We start from the raw sequence: 21,318 nt of genomic DNA, 5'->3' as shown, positions 1-21,318 counted from the left end.
CCTGCAGATGCGCTTCGGCCAGGAGATGACGCAGGCCGAGATCGGCAAGGAGCTCGGCATCTCCCAGATGCACGTCTCCCGTCTGCTGACCCGCATCCTGGCGAAGCTCCGGGCGGGCATGCTCACCGACCGCTGAGCCTGAGCCTCGGCGACGAACCCCGAGCGACGAACCCCGGGCAACGACTTCTGTGCGGATGCCGCGCTCGCCGGACGACGGCGGGCGCGGCATCCGCCCATCTGCGTCCGTCGCCCCGGCTCGCGGCGGCGTCATGACGCGGTCCCGGCGGGCGCGCTCCCGCTTCGGTCCGCGGTCCGGTCCGCAATGTCCCGTCCGGTTCGCGACACCTGCGGACACTCCCCGGCCCTGCCGGGCCCGTGTCCGCGCGCGTCCCCGCGTCGTCCGCGCCATGATCGGTCTTGGTGACCTGCCGCCCGCCGGACCGCTACCGCATCCGTATGCCGTCCTTCGCCGGAAGAGTCGGTGCGGCTCGGCGACAGCACGGTCGCGGGTCATGCGACGGACGAGCGGACCACGGGCACAGGAGGCGCCGATGCCGACGGACGGACCGACAGGAGCGCAGGAGCAGCCGGACAGCCGGGACCGGCAGCAGTCCGGGTACCGGCCGGTGACGCGTGACCAGCCGGAGACGGGGCAGCACACCCCGCCGCTGCGGTGCCTGGTCACCGGGGCCACCGGGTACATCGGCGGCCGGCTGGTGCCCGAGCTGCTCGAGGCCGGACACTCCGTTCGCTGTCTCGCCCGCTCGCCCGACAAGCTGCGCGACCACCCCTGGGCCGGGGACGCCGAGGTGGTCCGGGGTGATGTCACCGACCCCGAGTCCGTCAAGGCCGCGATGCAGGACATCGACGTGGCCTACTACCTGGTCCACGCCCTGGGCACCGGCTCGCACTTCGAGGACACCGACCGCGAGGCCGCCCGGATCTTCGCCGACGCGGCGCGGTCGGCAGGCGTACGGCGCATCGTCTACCTGGGTGGTCTCACCCCAGCCGGTGTCCCCGAGCGCGAGCTCTCCGCCCATCTGCGCTCCCGCGCCGAGGTCGGTCGGATCTTCCTCGACGCGGAGGTCCCCACGACCTTCCTGCGCGCGGCCGTGATCATCGGCTCCGGCTCGGCGTCCTTCGAGATGCTGCGCTATCTGACCGAGCGCCTGCCGGTCATGGTGACCCCCAGCTGGGTGCGGACCCGTATTCAGCCGATCGGCGTACGGGACGTCCTGCGGTATCTCGTCGGGTCGGCCCGTATGCCCGAGGACGTGAACCGCGCCTTCGACATCGGCGGTCCGGACGTCATCACCTATCTCGACATGATGCGCAGTTACGCCGCCGTGGCCGGACTCCCGCGCCGGCTCATCGTGCCCGTCCCCGTTCTCACCCCGCGGCTCTCCAGCCACTGGATCGGGCTGGTGACACCCGTGCCCCACTCCATCGCCCGGCCGCTCACCGAGTCGCTGCGGCACGAAGTGGTGTGCGACGAGCACGACATCGCGCGTTATGTGCCCGACGTGCCGGGCCGGCCGCTCAGCTTCGAGCAGGCACTCACCCTCGCGCTGCGACGGGTCCGTGAGGCCGACGTCACCACGCGGTGGTCGTCCGCGTCGTTGCCCGGCGCGCCCAGCGACCCGCTGCCGACGGACCCCGACTGGGCGGGCGGCAGCCTCTACGAGGACCGCCGGGAGCTGGTGGTGAACGCACCGCGTGCCTCCCTGTGGCGGGTGATCGAGGGCATCGGCGGCGACAACGGCTGGTACTCCTTCCCGCTCGCGTGGGCGGTACGGGGATGGCTCGACCGCTTCGTGGGCGGGGTCGGCCTGCGGCGCGGACGGCGGGACGCCGAACGCCTGCGGGTCGGTGACTCGCTGGACTTCTGGCGAGTCGAGGCGATCGAGCCCGGTCGTCTGCTGCGGCTGCGGGCCGAGATGCGGCTGCCGGGTCTCGCATGGCTGGAGATGTACGCCGAGGACGACGACCGGGGACGCACCCGCTACCGGCAGCGCGCCCTTTTCCACCCCCGGGGCCTGCTCGGCCACGCCTACTGGTGGAGTGTGTCGCCCTTCCACGCGATCGTCTTCGGCGGCATGGCCCGCAACATCGCGCGGGCGGCGGTGAAGGGCATGCCTGCCAGGACCTCGCGGCGGCCGGTCTCCCGCTGAGGTGCGTCCGGTGCCTTCGGGGGTTGCTCAAAGGGGTGCATCCGCCGGGCCGCCCGCGCCCGAATCATGCCCGTAGAGCCCCTGAATTCCCGTAGACATCGACATCCCCACCAGGAGAGGCGCCCATGACGGTCTCGGTCGTCCTGTTCACGTCGGACCTGCGGCTGCACGACCACCCGCCCCTGCGCGCGGCCGTGAACTCCGCGGACGAGGTGGTCCCGCTGTTCGTGCTCGACCCGGGCATCCGGGCCGCCGGGTTCGACGCCCCCAACCGCCGGGCGTTCCTCGCCGACTGCCTCGCGGATCTCGACGCCGGGCTCGGAGAGCGAGGCGGCCGTCTCGTGCTGCGCTCCGGCCGTACGGCGGAGGAGGTGTGCAAGGTCGTCGCCGAGACGGGAGCGTCGACCGTCCACACCGCGGCCGGCGTCTCGGGGTACGCGGGCCGCCGCGAGGAGGAACTGCGGCGGGAACTCGACGGGCAGGGCTGCCGTCTGGAGGTCCATGACGGTGTGATCACCGCCGTGCCGCCGGGGGCGGTCGTGCCCGCGGGCTCCGACCACTTCGCCGTCTTCACCCCGTACTTCAGGCGCTGGGCACAGGAACACCTCCGCACCCCCTACGGCGCACCCCGGCGTGTCACGGTCCCCGACAACGTCGGTTCCTACCGGCTGCCGCCGCGCCAGGACGTGGAGGGGGTGGCGCCCGGACTGGCCGAGGGCGGCGAGACGGCGGGCCGCAAACAGTTCCTCACCTGGAAGCGGCGAGGACTGGCCGGCTATGCGGACCACCACGACGACCTGCCGGGCGACGACACGTCGAAGCTCTCCCCGTACCTCCACTTCGGCGCGCTGTCCCCGGTCGAACTCGTGCACCGCGCGCGGGACCACGGTGGCGCGGGGGCGGAGGCCTTCGTCCGTCAGCTGTGCTGGCGCGACTTCCACCACCAGGTGCTGGCCGCGCGTACGGCGGCCTCCCGGGACGACTACCGGCCCCACGGCGACGCATGGCGCACCGAGGAGGACGCGGCCGAGGAGATCGAGGCATGGAAGCAGGGCCGCACGGGATACCCCGTGGTCGACGCCGCGATGCGCCAGCTGAGGCACGAGGGGTGGATGCACAACCGCGGCCGGCTGCTGGCCGCTTCCTTCCTGGCCAAGACGCTGTACGTCGACTGGCGGATCGGCGCCCGCCACTTCCTGGAGCAGCTGGTGGACGGGGACATCGCCAACAACCAGCTCAACTGGCAGTGGGTGGCGGGCACCGGCACCGACACCCGCCCCAACCGTGTGCTGAACCCGGTGATCCAGGGCAAGCGCTTCGACCCCGACGGCGTCTATGTACGCCGCTGGGTGCCGGAGCTGGCGGATCTGAAGGGCTCCGCCGTGCACGAGCCGTGGCGGCTGAGGGGGCTGGACCGCGAGCAGTACGACTACCCGGAGCCCATCGTCGAACTGTCCGAGGGCCTGGCGCGCTTCAAGCATGCACGCGGCAAGGAGTAGAGGGGGCGGGCGCGCGACGTGCCGGCCGCCGGGAGTTCCCCCGGCCGGCAGACGCCGTGGATCTCACAGCGCCGCACCGGACCGGGACGGGCCGTAGACCTCGGTGATCCGTCGCCGCAGCCGGTGCAGTCCGCGCCGTACGTGGCTCTTCACCGTGCCGAGCGGAATGCCCGTGCGCTCGGCGATCTGCACCTGCGTCAGGTCCTCGTAGAAGGCCAGGCACAGCACCTCCCGCTGGGGCAGCGGCAGTTTCGCCAGCTCGTCCGCGAGGAGCACCCGGTCCAGACACTCCTCGGGCGATGTGCCGGGCTTCGGTTCCGTGCTCTGTGCCGGCACATGGGCGGCGGCCGCGGCGAGTTCGGTGCGCCGGGTCCGTGCTGCCAGGGCGTCCACCGTCTTGCGCCGGGTGATCCCGACGAGCCAGGCGCCGAGCGGGCCGCGCTCCGGCCGGAATCCCGACCGGCCCCGCCATGCCGCGAGGAAGACCTGCTGGGTGACGTCCTCGGCCTCGCGCGCGTCGCCGAGAGTGCGGGCGGCCAGCGTGTGCACCAGCGGTGCCCACTGGCGGTAGATCGCGGCGAAGCTCTGTTCGTCGCCGCGCAGCAGTCCCTCGGCGAACTGCCCGGACGCGTGGGTCTGCTCGGCCGGTGGATGCAGCTGCCCGGCCGGGCCGGCCAGTGCTGACGTGGTCATGGTCTCGCTCCTTCCGCCGGATCCCGGCCGGTTGGTGCGTCGAACAGGTCCGACGCCGCTGTCCGCGGCTCGCCCTCCGGGCCACCGGGCCGGTGTCCCGCGTGGGTGACTCAGTCTTGGACGGGCGAATCGACGCAGGCAACACGCGTCGTTTGTGCGTCGTATGCTCGAAGGCGTGGACACTTCCGCAGCCGAGGGACCACGGCGGACAGGCGGTCTCACGACCGGAGCGGTCGCGCGCCGGCTCGGAGTCGCGCCCACCACGCTGCGCTCGTGGGACCGGCGTTACGGCATCGGGCCCGCCGGACGCGACGGCAGGAAACACCGCCGCTGGACTGACGAGGACATCGCGATGCTGGAGCGCATGTGCGCGCTGACCAGCACCGGCCTCCCGCCCGCGGAAGCCGCCCGTGTCGTCCTTACCGACGCGTCGACAGGAGCCGCGGTGGCGGGTGCCGCCGGGACGGAGGGGCAGACCGGTCCGGAGCCGCCGGTGCACCGGGAGGCGGGCCGCCGGCGGGGGGCTCGTACCGGTCTGCAGCTCGGCGACGTACGCCAGGAGTGCCGGGGCCTCGCCCGCGCCGCCCTTCGCCTCGACGCCCAGGCCGTCGACACCGTGCTGGCCTCGGTGATCGCGGAGCACGGGCTGGTCACCGCGTGGGACGAGGTCATCGTGCCGACGCTGCGCGCCGTCGGACGCAAGTGGGAGCGCTCCGGCGAGCAGTACGTCGAGGTCGAGCACCTGCTCTCGTGGCATGTCTCCAGCGCGCTGCGCCGGAGCGTCGGCCCCGCTTCCGGGACGGAGCCGGGCGCACCCGTGCTGCTCGCCTGCGTGCCGGGGGAGAACCACACCCTTCCGCTCGAAGTCCTCGCCGCGGCCCTCGCCGAGCGGAACCTCCCGGTGCGGATGTACGGGGCCGCCCTGCCGGTCGAGGCGCTCGACGGCGCCGTCCGCAGGACCGGGCCGGCGGCGGTGGTGCTCTGGGCGCAGTCCAGGACGACCGCGAGCGCGCCGCTGGCCCAGCACGTCGCCCGGACCGCCTGGGGGGTTCGGGGCGCCCGCAGAAAGCCGGTGGTCCTGACCGCCGGACCGGGGTGGGCGGGCCCGCGCGTCGCGGGTACGGTGCGTCCGCTGGGACTGGGCGAGGCGCTCGGAGTCCTGGAATCGGCGCTGCGCGCCTGACGTCCCGCCGCTACGCGCGCCCCCGCGGCCCGGCGCCCCGGTCGGCCAGGACCTCACGGGCCGCCCTCGCCCCGGAGGCCAGAGCGCCCTGCACCGAGCCGGTGGCACGGTGGTCGCCGCACAGATAGCGCGCGGGAGCGAAGCGCGAGGAGCGGCTCAGCGGCCACGGCGCCGCCATGGCCGGCAGCGCGTCCTCGACGGTGTACGTCGCCACCGGCTCCCAGGAACCGGTGCCGGTGACGTAGACGTCCGCCAGATCGGCGAGCAGTGCCCGCTCGCGTCCCGGCTCGTCACGGCCGAGCACGGAGGTCGAGATCAGCGACCGGCCCTCGGGCGCGTACGACCGGGAGACCTCGCTGAGCACACAGGTGTTGAGGAACCGGTGCCGGCTGTCGGTGACCAGGGTCGGCTCGGCCAGTGGCGGCGTGGAGGCGGCGTGGTAGTACGTCGTGACCGTCCGCGTCGCCGGTACCTCCAGCCCGGGCAGCAGATGCGACGCCGCCCGCGGACCGGTGGCCACGACCACGGCCGGTGCGGTCCGCTCACTCCCGTCGTCGAGCAGCACCCCGCTGTCCGTGACGGCGGTGACCGGGGTCCCGAGACTCACCGTGCCGGGCGGCAGCCGGTCGGCGAGCTGCGCCGGTACGGCCCCGATGCCGGCCTGGGGCAGACACAGACTGCCACGCGTCATGCTGCGCCACACCAGATGGAAGAACCGCGCGGATGTCTCCAGTTCGTCCTCCAGGAACACCCCGGAGAGGAACGGCCTCAGCACGGTGTCGATCGTCTCGTCGGAGACGCCGGCCTCCGCGAGAGCGGTCCACGTGGTGCGGTCCGGCCCCCGTGTCAGAAGGGACGCGGGCGCCAGCATGTCCCGTGCCGTCATCACGCCGAGCGCCGCCATGTCCCGGGCCGGCGCGAGACGTCCCGGCCGGAGATCGGCCGCGGCGCGCGGCCGCCGGGTGGGGTCCACGACACGCAGCAGCTCGCCGCCGCGATGCAGCAGGAAGCCGGGAGTGAAGGGGTGCAGCCGCAGGTCCCGCAACGTCAGCCGCTTCTTGACCTGCGGATAGGAGGTGTTGAAGACCTGGAACCCGCGGTCGAGCAGAAAGCCGTCGCGGCGGTCGGTGCGCACCCGACCCCCGACCCCGTCCGATGCCTCCAGGACCTGGACGGACAGCCCGGCGAAGACGAGATCGTGAGCACAGGCCAGTCCCGCGAGGCCCGCCCCGATCACCAGTACGTCGTACGGCCTCTGCATGCGCTCTCCCACTGTCCGTCGGTGCACCCGGGGGCCGGGTTCCCGTCAGGCGGAGCGAGCGGCGTCCAGGTCGGGGGCGATGGCGAAGATCGTGTCCGTGCCCGTCACCTCGAAGAGCCTGTGCACCGGAGGGCTGAGCGGGCCGGCCAGCACCAGATTCTGCTCGGAGTGGGCGCTCAGCAGCAGGTTGAGCAGGCTGGAGTCGCCGAACGTCACACGCGAGAGGTCGAGCACGGTCCGTACGGCCGCATCCCCGGCGGGCTCGGCGAGGACCTCCTGAAGCTGCTGGAGCGAGCCGAGGTCGAACGCCCCGGCCGCGGAGATGACACGCACCGGGTCGGCCGCGTCCGACAGCAGGGTCACTCTCGGCAGGTCCGGCGCATCGGCGGCGGAGGACTGGGTGGACTGATGATCCATGGTGGTTCGTCCCTCGGGGGATCGGGAGCACCCCCGTCGGCCGGCGGAGCAGAGTGCGCGGCAGTGACAGCAGGAGTGCGCGGGAGTGACAGAACGGACCGGGCGCCCGGCCTGTGGACCGGAGGTGGTCTACAGGCCGAGGGTGGTGCGGACCTTGATCCGCTTTCCGACCGGGTCGCGCCTGACGTCGAAGCCCTCGCACAGGGCGAGGACGATCTCCAGTCCGTGCTGGCCGACGCGCCCCGGTTCGGCCGCGCGGGCGACCGGCAGCACGGGGCTGGTGTCCCACACGGTGATCTCCAGGAGATCGCCGGTCACTTCCAGGTCCATGAGGCAGGGACCGGGAGCGTACTTGCAGGCATTGGTCACCAGCTCGCTGACGACCAGCTGGGCCGTCCCGATCGCGTGTGCCGACACGGGGAGGCCGAACTCGGCCTGCACACGCGTCAGGAACTCCTTGGTGAAGAACCGTGCGGCGGCGATGCTCTCCGGCGCACCGTCGTAACAGACGCTCGCCCACGGCGTCGTACCGGAGGACAGCACCGCGTCCCTGCCGGTCAGTCCGATGTGTTCCATGCTGCTCCTGCGCCCTGTGTGTTCCGCGTTCTGCGGCCCTGCTCGTCTACCCCGGTTCGCCGTCGTCACTCCCGGCTCCTGTGGGGGTGAAGCGGGCCGCGATGGCGAGGGTGTCGTCGCTGTGCAGCACGTCGACGAGTATGTCGGCGGCGATGGCGCCGGGGATGTGGTCGGTGGGCCGGGCGCGGTGGCGGAGAGCGGATGTCATCAGGGCCGCCTCGCCCTCGTAGGGATCGCGCCGGCACTCGGTGAGGCCGTCGGTGTAGAGGATGACCAGGTCGTCCGGCTCCAGTCTGGTCGTGAGGACCCGTTCGCTGCCCGGGTGCGGGTAGCCGATGCCGCGGCCGCGGACCTCCAGGTACGACGCGGTCCCGTCCGGGCGCACCAGCAGCGCCGGCGGATGGCTGCCGTTGGCCAGCGCGAGTTCGCCGGAGGCAGGGTCGAGACGGGCGAGCAGCAGGGTCGCCATGACGTTCTGGTCGAAGGACGCGAGGATCTCGTCCGTACGCGCCACGATGCTGCCGAGCGAGTGCCCCTCCAGCGCCAGCGTGCGCACCGCGTGGGTGACGGTCAGGGCTGTTCGGGTGCTGGTGACGCCGTGGCCGAGCGCGTCGGCGATGGTGATGTGGACGGTGCCGTCCGGCAGGGTGAACCAGTCGTAGAGGTCTCCGCCGGTGGGTGCGTCGTCGCTGGCCGGGGCGTAGTGCACGGCGAGTTCGACGCCGTCCGTACGCAGCGGGCGCGGGCGCAGCGCGTCCTCCAGGGCGCGCAGGGTGTGGCCGTGGGCCGCGCGCAGCTGCTCGTCCCGCTCCTCCAGCTGGACGTAGAGGGCGAGGACACCGCTGTTGGTCTCCGCCAGCTCCTCCTCCAGACGGCGGTGCTCGACCGCGAGGGCGTCCGCGCGGGCGAGGGTGGCCTGCAGCTCCTCCTCGACCAGCGCCAGATCCGCTTCCGCGCCGGCGACGGGGGTGGAGTGCGCCCGGCCGTTGTGCGACCGCTCGCCCGGCGACGGCAGGACGATCCGCCCCGGCTGCTCCCCGCCGGCCGGCTGCGGCGGCGTGGGAGGGGCCGTCAGACGCCAGACCAGCGCGCCGTCGGAGGTGGCCCTTCCCGGCAGCGGCAGGGTCTCGGGGTCGGTGCCGCTCGGAGCTCCCGGGTGGGCGAACCGCAGCGTGACGACCACCTGGTCGCCGCCGCGGTCGGACTCCTGCGCGGCGGTCAGCGTGACCTGACGCCCACTGTTCAGGGGAGGGGCGGCGACCTGACTGAGCGACATCACCAGCCGGGCCCGCTGCTCGGCGCTGAGGCGGTGGGTGACGGCGATCCTGCGGGCCGTACGGCGCAGTGAGTGCACCGTACGGAAGGTGTCCCGGATCATGACCGCCCCTGGGGGAGACCGCCGAGTACGAGAGCCGTGGCGTCGTCCCGGTGCCGGCGGTGGGAGTGCAGGAGGGACGCCGCCAGGAGCGTGGGCGGCAGGCACAGGTGTGCCGGCGGGACGTCACGCGTCCAGCGGTGGTCGATTCCGTCGGTGTGCACGAGCACCGTGGCAGCGGGTTCCAGCTGCTGGGTGCGTGGTGTCGGCATGTTGTATCCCACTATCCCCGGCTGCCCGGTGAACTGCTGGGCAATGCCTTCGCGGGAGCACATCACCACCCGGATGTTGCCGATCCCACAGTGTTCGACGTACCCCGGATGCACCCGCACGACGGTGGCCGCGGCGCCCCGGCTGTGCCGCAGCGCCTCGTGCAGGGCCGTGAGGAGTTCAGCGGGCGGCAGGTGGGGGTGCGCCCGGAACGTGCGCACGGCGCGCCGGGTGGCCGTGGCCGCCTCGGGGCCGTGTCCGAGTCCGTCGAGCACGAGGCCGGTCCAGACGCCGTCGTGCCGTGAGACGGCATAGCCGTCCCCGCTCACCTCCTCCCCGGTCGCCGGCAGGCACAACCCGCCCACGGTGACGGGGTGTTGCTCTCCGGGCGGGTCCGCGAGCCAGGCGTGGACGAGGGTGCCGTACCCGGGTGCCGAGCGCAGCGTGACGTCGGTCGCCGTACGCAGCACCGTGCCCAGGCCGGCGCCGAGGGCGCGCGGCGTGGTGCGGCCGTCGGTGGAGCTCAGCGGGATGTCCGCGATGCCGGGCCCCCGGTCCACCGCGACGATGTCCAGGCCGTTTCCCCGAGGGGACGGCTGGAGGTAGATCGCGCCGTCACGGGCGTGCTTGTCGATGTTGGTGGCGAGTTCGCCTGCCAGCACGGCCGCGTGGTCCGGCAGCGCCCCGGGCAGGCCGCACTCCCGGGCCAGAGCGCGCGCCCGGTCCGCCGAGACCTGCACGGCACCGGGGTGGTCGACGGGAATCCGCACCGTCGGCCGGGGTACGGAAGGCGTCACGTCCGTGTGTTCCACCGCAGTGCGACGACGACCGTGCCCTGCCCGGGGGCGGTCTCCACCTGGAACTCGTCCATCAGGCGACGCGCGCCGCCCAGGCCGTGTCCGAGCCCCGCGCCGGTCGTGTACCCGTCGGTGAGCGCCCGGTCGACGTCGGGGATGCCCGGTCCCCGGTCCGCCACGGACAGCCGCAGGCCGCGCTGTCCGGTGCGGTGGACGTGCTCGATCGCGAGGGTGCCGCCACCGCCGTGGACGTAGGCGTTTCGGGCCAGTTCGCTGGCGGCGGTGACGATGCGCGTCTGGTCCACCAGACCGAAACCGGCCCGCTGGGTGGCCGCACGCACCGCGTGACGGACGGCGAGCAGGTCCTCCGCCGTGCGGATCTCGTACGTCGTGGACGTCTCGTCGCCGTCCTTCTCCGTACCGGTGGAACGCCCCGGCGACGCGGCCGCACCGGCGTTGACCTCACCGTGTGGAAGCACCGGAAGCCCCCTTCCGGAGTTGGGGAACCCGCTGCCAGCCGAGGGCGGTGAGGCCCTGTTCGGCGTTGAGCGCGGTCTCGACGCCGTCGAGCCGAAGACCGAGCTCCACCACGGTGATGGCGACGGCGGGCCGCATTCCGGCGACCACGACGCGAGCCCCGAGCAGGCCCGCCGTGGTGGCGAGCTCCATCAGGGTGCGTGCGACGAACGAGTCGATGATCTCCAGCCGGGAGATGTCGATCAGTACACCGGTGGCCCGGTCGGCGACGATCCGCTCGGTGAGCTCCTCGGTGAAGTCGATGGCCGCCTTGTCGTCGAGCTCGTTCAGCAGTCCGGTGATCAGGACGTCTCCCAGGCGCAGGATGGGCACGCCCGCCAGGCCGCCGCCGCTCACCGGAGAGCCGCGGTACCGGTCGCCTGCCCGGACGCCTCGGTGAGAGCGATGGCGGCGGCCAGGGCGTCGGCGAGGGTGGCACGGGTGAGGATGGCGGACAGGTCGATGCCGAGCTGCGAGATGGTCTGGGCGATGGGCGGCCGGATGCCGCTGATGACGCACTCCGCGCCCATGAGTCGTACGGCGTTGACCGTCTGCACCAGGTGATGGGCCACGGCGGTGTCCACCGTCGGTACGCCGGTGATGTCGATGATCGCCACCTGCGCCTCGTGCTGCTGTATGGCCTCCAGCAGGTTCTCCATGACCACCTGGGTGCGGGCGGTGTCCAGCGTGCCGATCAGGGGGACCGCGAGCACCTTGTCCCACAGCCGCACGACCGGCGTGGACACCTCCGGCATCCCGCCGCTCTCCCGCCGGATGATCTCCTCGCGCCCTTCCACGAACGCGGCGAAGGACACCGCGGCCGCGGCGTCCAGCAGGCGGTCGGTCAGCCGGGCCGCGGCATACAGGGACGCGCTGTCGCGCGCGAGACCCTGCACGGCTTCCAGCAGCGCTTCCTTCAGCGTCCGAACCGCCGACGTGATCACGGTGGGCGAGGCTCCGCGCCGGGCCCGCAGCAGGGACAGCTCGGTGACCGCCCGGTGCAGGCCCTGGTGGGCCTCCACCAGCCGCTCGACCGGATGGCCGCTCTCCAGCGCGGCCCGCAACGCGTCGACCAGGGTGTCGGCCTCCTCGCGCAGTTCGGCCTCGGTGATCCCGGGGCCGAGCGCCCCCTGCTCCAGCTGAAGCCGGACCCACCGGTCGGCCACCTTCTCGCCCTGCTCGCGCAGCAACGCGCCGATGTCGAGCCGGGCCTCGGGCTCACTGGCGTTCATCAGGTCCACCTCGTCATGGTTGTCGCGCGGAAAATGTTAGCGGAGGGGTCGTAGGGGCCCAAGGCGGACCCGGCAGCCCTGCGGCATGCCGCTCGCGATGCCGGGCACACGCGGTACGACACCGAACCCCGATCCGAACGTGTGATGAGCGACAGTGAAGCGCTGATACCCCGGGAAGGCAGAGGTGCGGCCACAGTGGAGGGCGAGGCTCCGGCGGGTGCCGAGACAGCGGTAGCGGCTCTGATGGCTCTGTCCGAGCACGCCGGCGTCACCGCGTCCCATCCCCGCCTGTGGCTGCGGGCTCTGGTGGCCGTGCAGGCCGGAGCCGACTGCCCCGCCGAGATGCGGCGTGCGCTGGGCATCACCGCGCCCTCGACGAGCCGGTTGTGTGCCCGGCTGGAGAGCGCGGGGCTGCTCGCACGGCACGCCGATCCGAAGGACCGGCGCAAGACCGTCGTCGAGCTCAGTCCGGCGGGCGCGGAGGAGGTGCGCAGTCATCATGCGCACACGGCGGCTCTGATCGGGGCGGCGCTGCCCGCCTCGGGACCCGAGGTGGCGGCCTTCGCGGCCGCGTGCGACATCGCGCGCTCCCACCTCAGCCGGGCACTGTCGTCCGGTGGCGGCCGATGACGCTGACATGGCGACAACGGTTGCCGTTTGACAACTGTCCACCAAAGGAAACAATCTGACCTCGTGCGGATCCGCGTCCGTGCTTCCGCGCCGTCCCTACGCTCCGGAACAAGGCAGGTGAACCGTGCAGGGATCCCGCTCCCACCGAACGTCCCGGTCAGGCGGACTCCGCCGCGGTGCCCGCTCGCCCTTCCTTCGAGGGTGCGCCCTCGAAGGCGAAGCGGAAGCCGCCGAGGCCGTCCACGAGCGCCGTGCGCTCCGCGGGTGTCATGCTGGAGATGACCTCGAGCAGTGCGCCTTCGCGCCGGATCCGCAGATCCCGGAGGTAGGTCTCACCCCGGCCCGACAGGCGCAGCTCCAGCTCGCGGCGGCTGGCTGAGCTGGGAGATCGCTGGATGAAGCCCAGGGCTTCGAGACGATCGCACATCCGGCTCACCGACGAGGGTGCCGACCCGAGGACCTCGCCGAGCGTGCGCAGGTTGATGGGCTGGTCGCGGTCGAGGATGTACAGCACGCGCAGTTGCGAGGACGAGACGGGGGCCGTGGACGTCGCGTCGCGGCCTTGCTGCCAGAGCACTTCGAGAAGTTCGATGACCTCACGGGCGGCGTGCACAGCGGCAGCCCGATCGTCGTTCGAAGAAGTCTCGGAATGCATGCCCCCAACTGTGACACTTCGCAACGGCCTTGTCAGTCGCTGAGACATAAGAGGCCATCCGGTCCTTTTGCTCATTCTTCCCGAACAGGTGGTAATCGAACGGTGGACAGATTCACGGCCGTGGAACGTGCGCTGCGCGGGGCTGCGCCTCATGCACTCCTCGAGGCAGTGCAGGGCGCGCTCGCCACCCACTACGCGGCCGTCTCCGTCGATCTGCTCCTCGCCGACTACGCGATGACCATACTTCAGCCCGTCAACGTCCCCACCGGCGCCGACCGCTCGATCCCCGCCCACGCGGACGGACCGGGCCGCGCCTTCGGGGCCCAGCAGCCCCATGTGGAGAAGGACGAGAGGGCGCGGCAGTGCACGGCCCATCTGCCGGTCAGCGTCCGCGGCGACCGCCTCGGAGTCCTCACCGTCAAGCTCGCCGCCGACCGGTTCACACCCGACGTCGAACGGGAACTGTCGGACATCGCGGAGATTCTCGGCCACGAGATCATCGTGGCCGAGCGGGACACCGACCGTTTCCTCCAGGCGCGTCGCGCCAGCAGGCTCACGCTCGCCGCCGAGATGCAGTGGCAGCTCCTGCCAGGTCGTTCCCGCACCCGGCCCGAGTACGAGATCGGCGCCCAGCTGGAGCCCGCGTACTCGACACACGGTGACAACTTCGACTGGTCGGGCGACGCGGACCAGTTCACCCTCACGCTCACCAACGGCATGGGCGAGGGCATCGAGGCCGCCCTGCTCACCAACCTCGCCATCAACGGGCTGCGCAACGCCCGCCGCGCGGGACTCTCACTCGTGGACCAGGCATTCCTCGCCGACCAGGCGGTCTACGGGCACTACCACGGCGCCGTCCATGTCGCGGCGCTCCTGCTGCGTTTCGACCTCGCCACCGGAGACGTGGAGATCGTCGACGCCGGGTCCCCGAAGATGTGGCGCATGAGGCAGGGAAGGATCGAGCCCATCGAACTCGAACCCCAGCTGCCGCTCGGCATGTTCGAGGAGACGATCTACACCGCCCAGCGCTTCCAGGTGCAGCCCGGTGACCGACTGCTGTTCGCCAGCGACGGTGTCTACGACGTCCTCTCACCCGCCGGCGAACGCTACGGCGAGAAGGCCCTCGCCAGGGCCATCACGTCCACCCGGCTGCTGCCGCCGTCCCAGGTGCCCGGAGCCGTCCTGAAGGAACTCACCGGGCACCGCGGGGCGAGCGAGGCGGACGACGACGCGATGGTGGTGTGCCTCGACTGGCACGGGCGCCCGTGACGCGCGGACGGCCGTCCGCCGCGCCGGCGCATCCGTGACGCCGGGTCAGCGCGTCAGTGAGGCCACGTCGCCCATGACGATGACCGGGTTCCTGGCCGGGTCGAGCCGCAGCAGCAGATCCACCATGTGGGGCTGCTCCAGCGAGACACACGCGCGCGTGGGTCCGCCGTGATCCACGTGCACCCAGATTCCGCCGCCCTTTTCCTCACCCTCCGGCCGATTCCGGTCCAGCGGTGACGTACCGGGAATGCGGTTGTAATCAATGGCGAGGACGTAGTTGAAAGAGCCTTCCAGCGATTCACCCAGAAAGCCGATACCGGATTCCGTGAATTGCTCGTCCTGGTCGTAGGGCAGTTTCGTACCGGGATTCGGGAGCCGTCCGCCGGCGTCGCCCAGGGAGAAGACGCCCACGGGTGAACGCAGGTCGTCCACGACATGGTCGTCCGTCCACCCGCGCAATGCGTTGTGCGCCGGCCAGGGGCCCGCCACCGGGGTCCACGGCCGCCCGGCCTCGCGCTGGTACAGGACCGCCGAGGCGATGGAGGAATCCACGCCGGCGCCGGTGACGACCAGCGCCTGCCGGGTGTCGGCGGGAACGCGGGAGCTGGTGGCGGGGCCCAGCCCCCGGATCACTCCGCCGTCCGCCTTCTTGACCTGCGCCCCTGCCTGTCCGCGCGGCGACGCGGTGACGCGCGGGGCGTTCGCCGCGTCGGGAGCGCCGCCGGTGTCCGGCCCCGCCGAACATCCTGTGAGCAGAAGTCCGGCGCAGGAGAAGACGAGAAGAAATGCGCGAGTGCGATTTCTGACCAGCACGTCCAGAGCCTTCCGGTCGGGCATTGACTGACCGTCAGTGTGACCCATGCCCGGCCGGAATCGTGGAATGCCGCGGGGCCGTGCCGTCCCTTTCCGCGGGCGGCGGAGTCATGGGACGGGCGGCAGGGCGCCGGGCGGGCGGCGTGCTGCCGGCGGGCGCCCGGCCGTGTCGCCCGCGAACGCCTGTCATGCCGGGATCCTCCCTTGCGGAAGGCTGCGGGCCGCGGGGTTCCCGGTGCGGTAGTGGACGTACTCGCGCTCCAGCCGGAAGCCCGCCGTCCAGGCCGGCAGACGGCTGGGACGGTTGTCGCGCGAACAGGTCCAGCTCGCGGCCCGGCCGCGGGAGGCGATGTCCTCGCACAGACCGAGGGGGGACCAGGGCGGACAGCGTGGTGAGCACCGATCCGGCGGCGACGAGGACCAGCACCGGGTTCTTCACCAGTGCACGCGGGTGCAGCTTGCGCAGCGCCTCCGGAAAGGACCTCACCAGCTGTACGGGATCGAAGAGGCCACCCGGCCGAGTGCGCCTGCGGGGCGCCCGGGGATTCCGCCCTCTTCCTGGAGGCCGGCCCCTCGGAGCCGTCGGGGCCCGCTGAGGGGCGGCGGGAAGCGTCGCGGAAGACCTTCTGATGGGACCGGACACCCGCGGAGCGGGGTCCGGGAAGCCGACGGGGAAGTGTGAGGGGACAAGGACTGCGGCGCGCTGGGCCTCGCGTTCATGGCCGTGGGTTCCCCATGACTGGTCGAGCAGTACTGAAAGCGCGTCAGGGGGCATCGGGAAAGGGCGCTCCGGCACCACCCGTGCCCGGAAGCTCCTGGTGATCACGGTGACCGACGCCGACCACCCGGCACCTGTCCGGGGACCGCGCAGCCGGGCCGGGCCCCCCTCTCTTCCGACGCCGTGGTCGACCGGGCCGGGGCGACGGCTCATCGATGTACTGCCGCCGCGGGGACGCCGTTCCCGGCACGGCAGGCTGCTCGGGCAGCCGCAGCCGCAGCGCCTGGAACGGGACCGCGGCGTCGTGGCGTGCGGGCACTGCGACGTCGAGCGGACACGCCTCCCACATGGGGCCCGCGCACCCGCCCGGGCCCGGACGTCGCGGTGACCGGAAATCGTCCTCCGCGGCGAAGGAAACCCCCTCGAACGGAGTACGGCCGGACGGCGTTTTCACAGGCCGGAGGCGTCGGCGTCAATGGGCCATCAAAGGTGCGCCAATGGCCGTAAGGGAGCCGTCAACGACAGGCGGAACCGCTCGAAAAGGAGCTTTCCTCTAGAGGCCCGAAACATTTCCACATCTCTTTCAGGAGTTCACGATGGCCGACGTGGCCTTCGTCGTCATCACGATCGCGGTCTTCGCGCTGGTGGCGCTCATCGCCAAGGGGGTGGCGAAGCTGTGACTGCCGAGAACATCGTCGGCCTGATCGTGGCCGTCGCCCTGCTGGGCTACCTCGTCCTCGCCCTTGTGTACCCGGAGAGGTTCTGAGCCCCGTCATGAGTCCCATCCTCGCCGCCGTGCTCCAGATGCTCGCGCTGATCGTCGCGCTGGCGCTGGCGTACCGCCCGCTCGGCGACTACATGGCCCGGGTCTACTCCTCGACCAAGCATCTGCGGGTCGAGAAGTGGATATACAAGGCCATCGGCGCCAACCCGTCCGCCGAGATGCGCTGGCCCGCCTATCTGCGGGGTGTGCTCGCCTTCTCCGCGGTCGGCGTCCTCTTCCTCTATCTGCTCCAGCGGCTCCAGGGCAGCCTGCCCGGCTCGCTCGGCTTCGCCTCGATCGACCCGGACCAGGCGTTCAACACCGCCGCGTCCTTCGTCGCGAACACCAACTGGCAGTCGTACTACGGCGAGCAGGCCATGGGCCACGTCGTCCAGACCGGTGGCCTGGCGGTGCAGAACTTCGTCTCCGCCGCCGTCGGCATCGCCGTCGCGGTCGCCCTCGTCCGGGGCTTCGCCCGCGCCCGCACCGGTGAGCTGGGCAACTTCTGGGCGGACCTGGTCCGCGGCACCGTCCGCATCCTGCTGCCCATCGCCGTGATCGGTGCGATCCTCCTGGTCGCGTGCGGTGCGATCCAGAACTTCGCCGGGATCCACGAGGTCGGCCAGTTCATGGGCGGCACACAGGAGTGGAACGGCGGCGCGGTGGCCTCGCAGGAGGCCATCAAGGAGCTGGGCACGAACGGCGGCGGTTACTTCAACGCCAACTCGGCCCACCCCTTCGAGAACCCGAACGGCCTGTCCAACCTGCTGGAGATCTTCCTGATCCTGCTGATCCCGTTCGCGCTGACGCGCACCTTCGGCCGGATGGTCGGCTCGGTCAAGCAGGGCTACGCGATCCTGGCGACGATGGTGGCGATCTGGATCGGGTTCACCGCGCTGATGATGTGGACCGAGTTCCACCACGGCGGCCCGGCGTTCGACATCGCGGGCGGAGCCATGGAGGGCAAGGAAACCCGCTTCGGAGTCGGCGGCTCGTCGATCTTCGCGGTGGCCACGACGCTCACCTCGACCGGCGCGGTCAACTCCTTCCACTCGTCGTTCACGGGCTTCGGCGGCGGTATCACCATGCTGGGGATGCAGCTGGGCGAGATCGCCCCCGGTGGTACGGGTTCCGGTCTCTACGGCATCCTGATCATGGCGATCATCGCCGTGTTCATCGCGGGCCTGATGGTCGGCCGTACCCCGGAGTACCTCGGCAAGAAGATCGGCACCCGCGAGATCAAGCTCGCGGCCTGCTACATCCTCATCACCCCGGCGCTGGTGCTGTGCTTCACCGCCGCGGCGCTGGTCCTGCCGACCCCGGTGAACTCGCTGACCAACTCGGGTGCGCACGGCTTCTCCGAGATCCTCTACGCGTACACCTCGGCGGCGAACAACAACGGCTCGGCCTTCGCGGGTCTGAACGCGGACACGCAGTGGTTCAACACCACCCTCGGTCTCGCGATGCTCCTCGGCCGCTTCCTGCCGATCGTGTTCGTCCTCGCCCTGGCCGGCTCGCTCGCCGAGCAGAAGCCGGTGCCGGCGACCGCGGGCACCCTGCGGACCGACAAGCCCCTCTACGCGGGCCTGCTGGTCGGCACCATCCTGATCATCGCGGGTCTGACGTACTTCCCGGCCCTGGCGCTGGGCCCCCTCGCCGAAGGACTGGCGTCATGACCCCCGCAACGAAGAAGCACGAGGAGCCCCGCTCCATGTCCACTGCCACACCGACCCGGGCGCCTCACAGCGATGCGCCCACCGGTCACAAGCCCGACGCGGCCCGCGTCGGCGGGGGTCTGTTCGACCCGAAGCAGCTGATCACGTCCCTGCCGGACGCCCTCAGGAAGCTCGACCCGCGGGTGATGATCAAGTCCCCCGTGATGTTCGTGGTCCTGGTCGGCTCCGTGCTGACGACGATCTTCGCGATCACCGATCCGACCAACTGGTTCGGTTGGGCGATCGCCGCCTGGCTCTGGCTGACCACGATCTTCGCCAACCTGGCGGAGGCCGTGGCCGAGGGCCGCGGCAAGGCGCAGGCCGACACCCTGCGCAAGGCGAAGACCGACACCGTCGCCCGCCGTCTGACCACGGACGGCAGGGCGGAGGAGCGGGTGCCCGGCATCGACCTGCGCATCGGCGACCTCGTCGTCTGCGAGGCCGGCGACATCATCCCCGGCGACGGTGACGTCGTCGAGGGCGTGGCATCGGTCGACGAGTCGGCCATCACCGGCGAGTCGGCCCCGGTCATCCGAGAGTCCGGCGGCGACCGCAGCGCGGTCACCGGCGGCACGAAGGTGCTGTCCGACCGGATCGTCGTCAAGATCACGGCGAAGCCCGGCGAGACGTTCATCGACCGGATGATCGCGCTCGTCGAGGGCGCCTCCCGTCAGAAGACGCCCAACGAGATCGCGCTGAACATCCTGCTCGCCTCGCTGACCATCGTCTTCCTGCTCGCGGTCGTCACCCTCCAGCCCTTCGCGAAGTACGCGGGCGCCGAACAGACCATGATCGTGCTGACCGCACTGCTGGTCTGTCTGATCCCGACCACGATCGGCGCGCTGCTCTCGGCCATCGGCATCGCGGGCATGGACCGGCTGGTCCAGCGCAATGTGCTGGCCATGTCCGGCCGCGCGGTCGAGGCCGCGGGCGACGTCTCCACCCTGCTGCTCGACAAGACCGGCACCATCACCCTCGGCAACCGCCAGGCCGCCGAGTTCGTCCCGGTCAAGGGAGTCACAGAGGCCGACCTGGCGGACGCGGCCCAGCTCTCCTCGCTCGCCGACGAGACCCCCGAGGGCCGTTCCATCGTCGTCCTGGCGAAGGAGAAGTACTCCCTGCGCGAGCGCCACCAGGGCGAACTGGCGCACGCCGAGTGGATCGCCTTCACCGCCCAGACCCGGATGTCGGGTGTGGATGTCGACGGCCGCAAGGTCCGCAAGGGCGCGGCGGGTTCGGTCATCTCCTGGGTCACCGAACGCGGCGGCACCGTCTCCGACGACGCCGACACCCTCGCGGGCACGATCTCGCAGGCCGGCGGCACCCCGCTGCTGGTCGCCGTCGAGGACGACCGGGGCGCCCGGGTCCTGGGTGTCATCCACCTCAAGGACGTCGTCAAGGAGGGCATGCGCGAGCGGTTCGACGAACTGCGCCGCATGGGCATCAAGACGGTCATGATCACGGGTGACAACCCGCTCACCGCCAAGGCGATCGCCGAGGAGGCGGGTGTCGACGACTTCCTCGCCGAGGCCACGCCCGAGGACAAGATGGCGCTCATCAAGCGGGAGCAGGCCGGCGGGAAGCTGGTCGCGATGACCGGCGACGGTACGAACGACGCCCCCGCGCTGGCCCAGGCGGACGTCGGAGTGGCCATGAACACCGGTACCTCGGCCGCCAAGGAGGCCGGGAACATGGTGGACCTGGACTCCAACCCGACGAAGCTGATCGAGATCGTCGAGATCGGCAAGCAGCTCCTCATCACCCGAGGCGCTCTGACGACCTTCTCGATCGCCAACGACGTGGCGAAGTACTTCGCGATCATCCCCGCGATGTTCGCGGTGGTCTACCCGGGCCTGGACAAGCTCAACATCATGGGCCTGTCCTCACCGGAGTCGGCGATCCTGTCCGCGGTCATCTTCAACGCACTGATCATCGTCGCGCTCGTGCCGCTCGCCCTCAAGGGCGTGCAGTACCGGCCGACCAGCGCCGACAGGATGCTCCGCCGCAACCTCGGGATCTACGGACTCGGCGGCCTCGTCGCCCCGTTCATCGGCATCAAACTCATCGACCTGCTCATCTCCCTCATCCCTGGCATCGGGTGACGTCATGAACAACTCTGTCGGCAGCACCGCACGGCTGATCGGGGCAGGGCTGCGTGCCCTCCTCGTCCTGACCGTCGTCTGCGGCGTGATCTACCCGCTCGCCATCACCGGGGTCGCCCAGGCGCTCTTCAACAACAAGGCCAACGGGTCCGAGGTCTCCTCGAACGGCAAGGTCGTCGGCTCCGAACTGATCGGGCAGACGTACAACCTTCCGCCGAAGAACCCCAACGACCCGGAGGAGGCCCCGGCCCCGGACCTGAAGTGGTTCCAGCCCCGCCCGTCCAACGGCCTGGGCAGCAACAGCGTCAACACCCAGTACTCGCTGATCCTCTCCGGAGCGACCAACCGCTCCGGCGACAACCCCGAGCTGATCCAGTGGGTCAAGGACGCCAAGGCCGCGGTCGTCAAGGACAACTCCACCGCCACCTACAAGGTCAAGCCCTCCGAGGTGCCGGCCGACGCCGTCACCTCCTCCGGCTCCGGCCTGGACCCGGCCATCTCCCCCGAGTACGCGGAGCTCCAGGTCCACCGGGTGGCCGAGAAGAACAACCTCGACGTCAACAAGGTCGAAAAGCTGGTCAAGGACCACACCGACGGCCGGACCCTCGGCTTCATCGGCGAGCCGACGGTGAACGTTCTCCAACTCAACATCGCACTCAAGGCGCTCACCGCGAAGTGATCGTCCTGCCGGGGCGGGAGTCCGGGGACCGAGGTTGCTCCCGG

The 21,318-nt window shown here is 71.3% G+C and carries 21 protein-coding genes; 10 read left to right on the top strand and 11 right to left on the bottom strand.

Annotation, left to right across the window (positions count from 1 at the left end):
- From ACFWU3_RS35200 to ACFWU3_RS35190, 3 genes are all read left to right on the top strand, one after another.
- On the top strand, positions 1-136 hold a 136-nt coding region (locus ACFWU3_RS35200), incomplete at its 5' end, for a sigma-70 family RNA polymerase sigma factor (RefSeq protein ID WP_384445515.1).
- A 490-nt stretch (positions 137-626) separates the two neighbouring features.
- Positions 627-2,171, top strand: a complete 1,545-nt coding sequence (locus ACFWU3_RS35195) for an SDR family oxidoreductase (RefSeq protein ID WP_384445513.1) — start codon at positions 627-629, stop codon at positions 2,169-2,171.
- A 125-nt stretch (positions 2,172-2,296) separates the two neighbouring features.
- Positions 2,297-3,670, top strand: coding sequence for a cryptochrome/photolyase family protein (locus ACFWU3_RS35190; RefSeq protein WP_384445510.1), 1,374 nt, complete (start codon positions 2,297-2,299; stop codon positions 3,668-3,670).
- 63 nt (positions 3,671-3,733) lie between these two features.
- Here ACFWU3_RS35190 and ACFWU3_RS35185 read toward each other — a convergent pair whose 3' ends face one another.
- Positions 3,734-4,363: an RNA polymerase sigma factor gene (locus tag ACFWU3_RS35185; protein ID WP_384445508.1), complete on the bottom strand. Its 630-nt coding sequence runs from the start codon at positions 4,361-4,363 to the stop codon at positions 3,734-3,736.
- A gap of 163 nt (positions 4,364-4,526) precedes the next feature.
- Here ACFWU3_RS35185 and ACFWU3_RS35180 point away from each other — a divergent pair, with 163 nt between their 5' ends.
- Positions 4,527-5,546, top strand: coding sequence for a MerR family transcriptional regulator (locus tag ACFWU3_RS35180; RefSeq protein ID WP_384445507.1), 1,020 nt, complete (start codon positions 4,527-4,529; stop codon positions 5,544-5,546).
- A 10-nt stretch (positions 5,547-5,556) separates the two neighbouring features.
- On the opposite strand, the gene ACFWU3_RS35175 is transcribed toward ACFWU3_RS35180, so the two are convergent.
- From ACFWU3_RS35175 to ACFWU3_RS35140, 8 genes are all read right to left on the bottom strand, one after another.
- Entirely contained in the window at positions 5,557-6,807 is a 1,251-nt protein-coding gene (locus ACFWU3_RS35175) for an NAD(P)/FAD-dependent oxidoreductase (protein WP_384445505.1), read from the bottom strand.
- A 45-nt stretch (positions 6,808-6,852) separates the two neighbouring features.
- A complete protein-coding gene (locus ACFWU3_RS35170; RefSeq protein WP_384445504.1) occupies positions 6,853-7,224 on the bottom strand; it encodes an STAS domain-containing protein in 372 nt (123 codons plus the stop codon).
- 129 nt (positions 7,225-7,353) lie between these two features.
- Entirely contained in the window at positions 7,354-7,800 is a 447-nt protein-coding gene (locus ACFWU3_RS35165) for an ATP-binding protein (protein ID WP_384445502.1), read from the bottom strand.
- A gap of 46 nt (positions 7,801-7,846) precedes the next feature.
- Positions 7,847-9,178 (bottom strand): PP2C family protein-serine/threonine phosphatase, encoded by a 1,332-nt coding sequence (locus ACFWU3_RS35160; RefSeq protein WP_384445501.1) that lies wholly within the window; start codon positions 9,176-9,178, stop codon positions 7,847-7,849.
- Positions 9,175-10,182, bottom strand: coding sequence for a SpoIIE family protein phosphatase (locus ACFWU3_RS35155; protein ID WP_384445499.1), 1,008 nt, complete (start codon positions 10,180-10,182; stop codon positions 9,175-9,177). The genes ACFWU3_RS35160 and ACFWU3_RS35155 overlap by 4 nt, the downstream gene beginning before the upstream one ends.
- Complete coding sequence (locus tag ACFWU3_RS35150) at positions 10,179-10,661, bottom strand: anti-sigma regulatory factor (protein ID WP_384445497.1); 483 nt, start codon at positions 10,659-10,661, stop codon at positions 10,179-10,181. The genes ACFWU3_RS35155 and ACFWU3_RS35150 overlap by 4 nt, the downstream gene beginning before the upstream one ends.
- Entirely contained in the window at positions 10,645-11,040 is a 396-nt protein-coding gene (locus tag ACFWU3_RS35145; protein WP_384445512.1) for an STAS domain-containing protein, read from the bottom strand. The genes ACFWU3_RS35150 and ACFWU3_RS35145 overlap by 17 nt, the downstream gene beginning before the upstream one ends.
- Before the next feature lie 11 nt (positions 11,041-11,051).
- On the bottom strand, positions 11,052-11,930 hold the full coding sequence (locus tag ACFWU3_RS35140) for an STAS domain-containing protein (protein WP_384445495.1): 879 nt from the start codon (positions 11,928-11,930) through the stop codon (positions 11,052-11,054).
- 144 nt (positions 11,931-12,074) lie between these two features.
- Between ACFWU3_RS35140 and ACFWU3_RS35135 the strand changes: the two genes are divergently transcribed.
- Entirely contained in the window at positions 12,075-12,560 is a 486-nt protein-coding gene (locus tag ACFWU3_RS35135; protein ID WP_384445493.1) for a MarR family winged helix-turn-helix transcriptional regulator, read from the top strand.
- 157 nt (positions 12,561-12,717) lie between these two features.
- On the opposite strand, the gene ACFWU3_RS35130 is transcribed toward ACFWU3_RS35135, so the two are convergent.
- Positions 12,718-13,215, bottom strand: coding sequence for a MarR family winged helix-turn-helix transcriptional regulator (locus ACFWU3_RS35130; RefSeq protein ID WP_384445491.1), 498 nt, complete (start codon positions 13,213-13,215; stop codon positions 12,718-12,720).
- A gap of 102 nt (positions 13,216-13,317) precedes the next feature.
- Here ACFWU3_RS35130 and ACFWU3_RS35125 point away from each other — a divergent pair, with 102 nt between their 5' ends.
- On the top strand, positions 13,318-14,484 hold the full coding sequence (locus tag ACFWU3_RS35125; RefSeq protein ID WP_384445490.1) for a PP2C family protein-serine/threonine phosphatase: 1,167 nt from the start codon (positions 13,318-13,320) through the stop codon (positions 14,482-14,484).
- A gap of 45 nt (positions 14,485-14,529) precedes the next feature.
- Here ACFWU3_RS35125 and ACFWU3_RS35120 read toward each other — a convergent pair whose 3' ends face one another.
- Positions 14,530-15,321 carry a hypothetical protein gene (locus ACFWU3_RS35120; protein WP_384445488.1) on the bottom strand — a complete coding sequence of 264 codons (792 nt, stop codon included), beginning with the start codon at positions 15,319-15,321 and terminating at the stop codon, positions 14,530-14,532.
- Positions 15,322-16,691: 1,370 nt separating this feature from the next.
- On the opposite strand from ACFWU3_RS35120, the gene kdpF reads away from it, so the two are divergent.
- The 4 genes from kdpF to ACFWU3_RS35100 are packed head-to-tail and all read left to right on the top strand — an operon-like array spanning position 16,692 to position 21,274.
- A complete protein-coding gene (kdpF, locus tag ACFWU3_RS35115) occupies positions 16,692-16,781 on the top strand; it encodes a K(+)-transporting ATPase subunit F (protein WP_063801986.1) in 90 nt (29 codons plus the stop codon).
- A gap of 8 nt (positions 16,782-16,789) precedes the next feature.
- Positions 16,790-18,454, top strand: coding sequence for a potassium-transporting ATPase subunit KdpA (gene kdpA, locus ACFWU3_RS35110; RefSeq protein ID WP_384445486.1), 1,665 nt, complete (start codon positions 16,790-16,792; stop codon positions 18,452-18,454).
- Complete coding sequence (gene kdpB, locus ACFWU3_RS35105; RefSeq protein ID WP_384445484.1) at positions 18,451-20,595, top strand: potassium-transporting ATPase subunit KdpB; 2,145 nt, start codon at positions 18,451-18,453, stop codon at positions 20,593-20,595. Before kdpA ends, kdpB begins: the two co-directional genes overlap by 4 nt.
- 4 nt (positions 20,596-20,599) lie before the next feature.
- Entirely contained in the window at positions 20,600-21,274 is a 675-nt protein-coding gene (locus ACFWU3_RS35100; protein WP_384445482.1) for a potassium-transporting ATPase subunit C, read from the top strand.
- The last annotated feature ends 44 nt before the right edge of the window (positions 21,275-21,318 follow it).

This window comes from Streptomyces sp. NPDC058685 (assembly GCF_042714725.1).
GTDB lineage: Bacteria > Actinomycetota > Actinomycetes > Streptomycetales > Streptomycetaceae > Streptomyces.
This window is presented reverse-complemented; position numbering and strand designations above follow the sequence as displayed.

Coding starts and splice junctions, on each gene's coding strand:
- ACFWU3_RS35190 (WP_384445510.1), top strand. CDS start 2,297: ATGACGGTCTCGGTCGTCCTGTTCACGTCGGACCTGCGGCTGCACGAC.
- ACFWU3_RS35185 (WP_384445508.1), bottom strand. CDS start 4,363: ATGACCACGTCAGCACTGGCCGGCCCGGCCGGGCAGCTGCATCCACCG.
- ACFWU3_RS35180 (WP_384445507.1), top strand. CDS start 4,527: ATGCTCGAAGGCGTGGACACTTCCGCAGCCGAGGGACCACGGCGGACA.
- ACFWU3_RS35175 (WP_384445505.1), bottom strand. CDS start 6,807: ATGCAGAGGCCGTACGACGTACTGGTGATCGGGGCGGGCCTCGCGGGA.
- ACFWU3_RS35170 (WP_384445504.1), bottom strand. CDS start 7,224: ATGGATCATCAGTCCACCCAGTCCTCCGCCGCCGATGCGCCGGACCTG.
- ACFWU3_RS35165 (WP_384445502.1), bottom strand. CDS start 7,800: ATGGAACACATCGGACTGACCGGCAGGGACGCGGTGCTGTCCTCCGGT.
- ACFWU3_RS35160 (WP_384445501.1), bottom strand. CDS start 9,178: ATGATCCGGGACACCTTCCGTACGGTGCACTCACTGCGCCGTACGGCC.
- ACFWU3_RS35140 (WP_384445495.1), bottom strand. CDS start 11,930: ATGAACGCCAGTGAGCCCGAGGCCCGGCTCGACATCGGCGCGTTGCTG.
- ACFWU3_RS35135 (WP_384445493.1), top strand. CDS start 12,075: ATGAGCGACAGTGAAGCGCTGATACCCCGGGAAGGCAGAGGTGCGGCC.
- ACFWU3_RS35130 (WP_384445491.1), bottom strand. CDS start 13,215: ATGCATTCCGAGACTTCTTCGAACGACGATCGGGCTGCCGCTGTGCAC.
- ACFWU3_RS35120 (WP_384445488.1), bottom strand. CDS start 15,321: ATGCCCGACCGGAAGGCTCTGGACGTGCTGGTCAGAAATCGCACTCGC.
- kdpA (WP_384445486.1), top strand. CDS start 16,790: ATGAGTCCCATCCTCGCCGCCGTGCTCCAGATGCTCGCGCTGATCGTC.
- kdpB (WP_384445484.1), top strand. CDS start 18,451: ATGACCCCCGCAACGAAGAAGCACGAGGAGCCCCGCTCCATGTCCACT.
- ACFWU3_RS35100 (WP_384445482.1), top strand. CDS start 20,600: ATGAACAACTCTGTCGGCAGCACCGCACGGCTGATCGGGGCAGGGCTG.